This is a genomic window from Microbacterium sp. B24, from assembly GCF_000333415.1.
Taxonomy (GTDB): Bacteria; Actinomycetota; Actinomycetes; order Actinomycetales; family Microbacteriaceae; genus Microbacterium.
The window spans coordinates 1-4,560 of sequence record NZ_BADB01000003.1 but is presented as its reverse complement, the minus strand read 5'-3'; the positions used below and the strand labels follow the sequence as shown (position 1 = coordinate 4,560).

Genomic DNA, 4,560 nt, shown 5'->3' with positions numbered 1-4,560 from the left:
GCGCGACCCCTTGGCCGGCATCCCGGCAGGCGGCACGAAGGATTGAGCCAGCGGAACGGTTCGGAACCCCCGGAGGTCGGGCCGGACATCGGGCAGATCGAGCCGGTCGTAGCCTGATACGCCGAACAGCGTCGCCAAGGTGGGGTTCAGGCCGAAGCCGGCGTTGATGCCGATCGTCGCGGCGAGCAGGAACGCCACCACGGCGAGGGCGGAAACGATCCGCCGCCACCACCGCGCGCCGACCATCGCGGCGAGGGCCCCTCCCGAGGCGGCCAGGGCGCCGGCGGCCCACTGCACGACGAAGACCGGCAGAGGCGCCGTCCCGAACAGCTGCATCCGGTCGACGATGTGCACGAGCGCCACGCCGAGCCCGGCCCCGACGATCGCGCCGCCCGCGGCCCACAGGATGCTGCGCCTGTTCCAGCGGCGCACGAGCACGACCAGGAGGAACGCTCCCGCGATCGTGTAGACGATGATCGGGACAGCGCCATCGATGATCGGCAACTGCCAGATCTGCATGCACCGACTCTAGGGCGACACACCTTGGCCATCGCTGAGCGCCGCGGGAGAGATCTCCCCGACTCGTCGCCGGCGGCTGCGCCTGTGCAGCGCGCCGAGACCCGCGAGCAGCGCGATCAGCGCGAACGTGACGAGCGTCGGAAGCGACTGCGCGTCGGAGCCCGTGCTCGCCAGCGCGGATGCGTTCACCGTGATCTCCGTCCAGCCGAGTACTGCTCCGGCGGCATCGGTCACGACCAGGCGGTGGACACCCGCCGACGCCGTCAGCGGCAGGGCCGCCGACACCGTGTGCGCCGCCGTGACGGTCGCCGCACCGAGGTGGACGGGGGTCGAGAACATCCAGATGTCTACCGTCTGGCCGGGCAGCGCCGCCGGAACGGTGATCGTGACCGTCTGGCCGGGCAGCGCGGACGCCGGACCACTCAGCCCGCCCCGGTTCGCACCGGTCAGCGCGGATGCGGCGGGAGGGACGGGCGTCGTCGCGCCGGCGGTCAGGGCGAGGGTCGGCGACGGCAGCGGCGTGGGAGCGGATGTCGGTGTGACGGTCGGGGTCGGCTGCGGGGTCGGCTGCGGTGTGGGCGTGGAAGAGCCGGCGGTGCAGGCGATCGTGCCGCTGCGCAGCGAGAAGCCGTCGGTACGCGCATCGTCGGCGTAGAAGGTCTCCGCGACGCCGTCGACGCAAGTATCACCGATGGCGAACCCTTCGTTCGCGACGTTCGCGGTCTGCGCCGGGCGTGCGTACAGATGCGTCTGGCGGAATGTGCCGCCCGCCGTGCCGGCAGACGGCGGGGTGATCTCGAAGGTCGCGATGCGGCCGTCGCACGCGTCGTCGCAGACGATCCAGAGGCGATCGTCGGAGAACTGCACCTCCGCGACGATCGGGAACGGCGAGGGGATCGTGGCGATGCGTGAGAATCCGCCGTCGGCNGCCAGGGCATAGGCATAGACCGCCGCCGTCCCCTCGACGCCGACGAAAGACAGACCCGTCACCGTGGCGGGGGTAGCGCGTCGGGACGTACGGCGGCGCCGTTGTCGCATCGACGAACCCGCGAGCGGTCAGCATGCGTCCGAATTCCAGGTCAACCCTCGATGCCCGCGTTGGCTCCGAGTCCCGGCAGATCGGCGGCGAGGTTCCACTCGGCCGTCGCGACGAGCTCGCTCGCCGACGTCGAGGGCTGATAGCGCAGCACCGCGGGGCGGCTGACCTTGTTGTTGTCGTTGTCGCGTTCGCTGCCCACGTACACGGCGTCGCCGACCGCGGTGACCGCCTCGGCATCCACCCGTCCCGACCCGTTCGGGTAGTGCAGCGCCTTGCCGTCGGCCCAGCCCGCGGCCTGCACCCACCCATCGCCCTGCGGGACGATGCGGTGAAGCCGGCCGCGGCCGTTCTCCACCGCCCACAGTGCGCCGTCCGCGACATCGAGCCCGCTGAGGTTCGCGTCGGGGTACTCGTTCTTGGCATCGAGCACCCGCACGCTCGCACCGCCCGGCCACACCTCGGCGGTGGGTGCATCTGCGGTGCAGGCGTTCACAGAGCCCGGGGTGGATTCCACGGTCTCACCGAACGAGCCCGTGGCGTCGGGGCAGCGCCCCCAGGTGGTGGCGGCGTGTGCGGTCCACGATGTCGCATCGAGTTCGGTGACACCGTCGCTGTCGAAGAGGTGGACCGCGTCGGCCCCGCCCAGACCGAAACCGAACGCCGCCTTCTCGAGGACGAGGTGGCCCTTGGCCGCAATCGTCGTGCCCGACGGGATCGTGTAGCGGTTCTTCGTGATCTCGGAGTCGGTGACGACCAGGCCCGCGACCGAGATCTCGGCGTTGGAGCGGTTGACGAGCTCGATCCAGTCATCGGGGCTGCCGCCGTTGGACTCGACCTCGTTGATCGCCACGGGCACACCGCACGCGTTGGCCGCCCCCTTGGTCGCCGCGGCCGTCTCCCGCAGCTCGCCGGTGCCGTCGGGGCAGCGACCGAGCGTCGTCGCAGCGTGAGCCGCCCATGCCGCCTCGGCGACGAGCGTCGTGCGATCCGGCGCGAACAGGCGCACCTTGTCGGCACTGCCGAGCCCGAACGGGAACCCGGGGGCGGAGCCGACGCTCTTCTGCACGACCAGGAAGCCCCGCGCGGGCAGGATCGAGCCCGACGGCAGGTCATAGCGGTGGTCCGAGGCGTCGCCGTCATCGCGCACCTCGTAGCCGGTGAGGTCGATCGCGGCGTTCGTCGTGTTGAAGAGCTCGAACCAGTCGTCGGGGTCACCGCCGTTGGACTCGACCTCGTTCACGACCACGGCGCCGGACGGCGGCACCGCGCTCGTCGGCGAGGGGGTCGGGGTGGGAGTCGGGGTCGCCGCGCCGCAGGCATTGGATGCGCCCCGCGTCGCCGTCGTGGTCTGTGAGAACCCACCGACGCCGTCCGGGCACCGGCCGTAGGTCACCGTCGCGTGAGCCGTCCACGTGTACGAGTCGACGAGTGTCGTGCCATCGGGACGGAACAGACGTGCCGCATCTGCTTTGCCGAGGCCGAACGACATCGCCGGGGCGGTGAACACGTAGAAGGCGCCGGGCGCGAGCGTGGTTCCCGCCGGAACCGCATCGGTGCGGCTGTCGTCGTCGTCCTTGAGGATCCAGCCGGAGATGTCCACCGGGGCGCTCGAGGTGTTGACCAGTTCGATCCAGTCGGGGTTCTTGCCGTCGTCGGACTCGATCTCGTTGATCACGACCCCCGCGGACGTCGGCACGGCGGCAGCGGGGAGGGCGACGGCGATGCCCGCCGACAGACAGGCGAGTCCGGCGGTCAGCAGCGCGATCAGGCGCAGACGCGAAGACGAGGAGGACAAGTCGGCTCCAGACTCGAGACGAACGCTCGATGAGAGGGTCGGCGGGGCCGCCGCGACGGCAACTCTGCCGACGTTGGCGGGTGCGGGAGAACGCCGCATCGACGGCAGGTGAACGGATGCCGACGCCCGCGTTTCCACCCATCGGACCGCCTTCCGCCCCGCCGGAAGAAACCCCCCGCAGATCGGGGGTGGCGCACACGAGCGACACCGTGAATAATGTGAGGTATGACCACAGGTCGCCCGGTTGGGTACAGCGCCATTTCCAGCTATTCACGTGTCGAGATCCTGCACCTCGTCCAGGAGCAGCCGCGTCGCACGATCACCGAGATCGTCGAGGCGACGGGCCTGCACCCGAACACCGTGCGCGAGCATCTGCAGCGCCTGATCGACGAGGGCTACGTCGTGTCGGCGGCGGAGCACCGCACCACTCGCGGCCGCCCCCGAGTCCTCTACAGTGCGGCCGACGGCATCCTCGCCTCCAGCCCCATCCAGCGCCGCAAGGTGCGCGCCGCCGCAGAGCGGGGCGATCTGATGCGTCGCGTGCTGCCGGGGGCCACCCCCGAGCTGGACACCGAAGCCCTCCACCAGGTCGACGCCCTCGTGGAAGACCTGATCGACGCCGGCTTCGATCCCCTCGTCGATGAGCGCGAGCTCACGGTCGACCTCACCCCCTGCGCACACGCGTCTTCGCAGGCCGAGCATCGCGAAGTGCTCTGCCGCGTGCACCTGGGGCTCATGCAGAGCGTGCTCAGCGCCGCCGGTGGGCCGCTCGCCGTTGACGACATGCGCCCCTCGTGCGACCCGCGCGAGTGCGTCGTCCAGCTGATGTTCGCCGGCGCCACGGCCTGATCAGAACGCCTTTCTTTTTCACGGCCCAGGGCGCCTGCGGCTGGGAAATCCCTGTGTAGCTTCAGTCTCGAAGAAGACTCCCGCCCTCGGAAGGATGACGATGGACTTCCTGGACCCGCTACTGCTGGCACGCTGGCAGTTCGGCCTCACGACCCTGTACCACTTCATCTTCGTGCCGCTCACGCTCGGCATGTCGCTGTTCGTCGCCATCTTCCAGACGGTGTGGCACCGCACCGGTGACGTGAAGTGGCTGCACCTGACGCGCTTCTTCGGGAAGATCTTCCTGATCAACTTCGCGATGGGCATCGTCACCGGCATCGTGCAGGACTCTAGAGGATCCCCGGGACCGAGCTCGAAT

3 protein-coding genes and 1 pseudogene are annotated in these 4,560 nt (G+C 70.1%); 2 read left to right on the top strand and 2 right to left on the bottom strand.

Annotated elements, in window-relative coordinates; genetic code table 11:
* Together I5I_RS00045 and I5I_RS17355 are read right to left on the bottom strand one after the other, a co-directional pair.
* Window positions 1-519: pseudogene (locus I5I_RS00045) on the bottom strand (alpha/beta hydrolase); the annotation flags it as partial.
* A gap of 1,079 nt (window positions 520-1,598) precedes the next feature.
* Window positions 1,599-3,353 carry a lamin tail domain-containing protein gene (locus tag I5I_RS17355; protein WP_239639964.1) on the bottom strand — a complete coding sequence of 585 codons (1,755 nt, stop codon included), beginning with the start codon at window positions 3,351-3,353 and terminating at the stop codon, window positions 1,599-1,601.
* A 225-nt stretch (window positions 3,354-3,578) separates the two neighbouring features.
* Between I5I_RS17355 and I5I_RS00035 the strand changes: the two genes are divergently transcribed.
* Together I5I_RS00035 and I5I_RS00030 are read left to right on the top strand one after the other, a co-directional pair.
* On the top strand, window positions 3,579-4,202 hold the full coding sequence (locus I5I_RS00035) for an ArsR family transcriptional regulator (RefSeq protein ID WP_036314681.1): 624 nt from the start codon (window positions 3,579-3,581) through the stop codon (window positions 4,200-4,202).
* Between the two features lie 100 nt (window positions 4,203-4,302).
* The coding region (locus tag I5I_RS00030; protein WP_148285458.1) for a cytochrome ubiquinol oxidase subunit I at window positions 4,303-4,560 on the top strand (258 nt) is incomplete at its 3' end.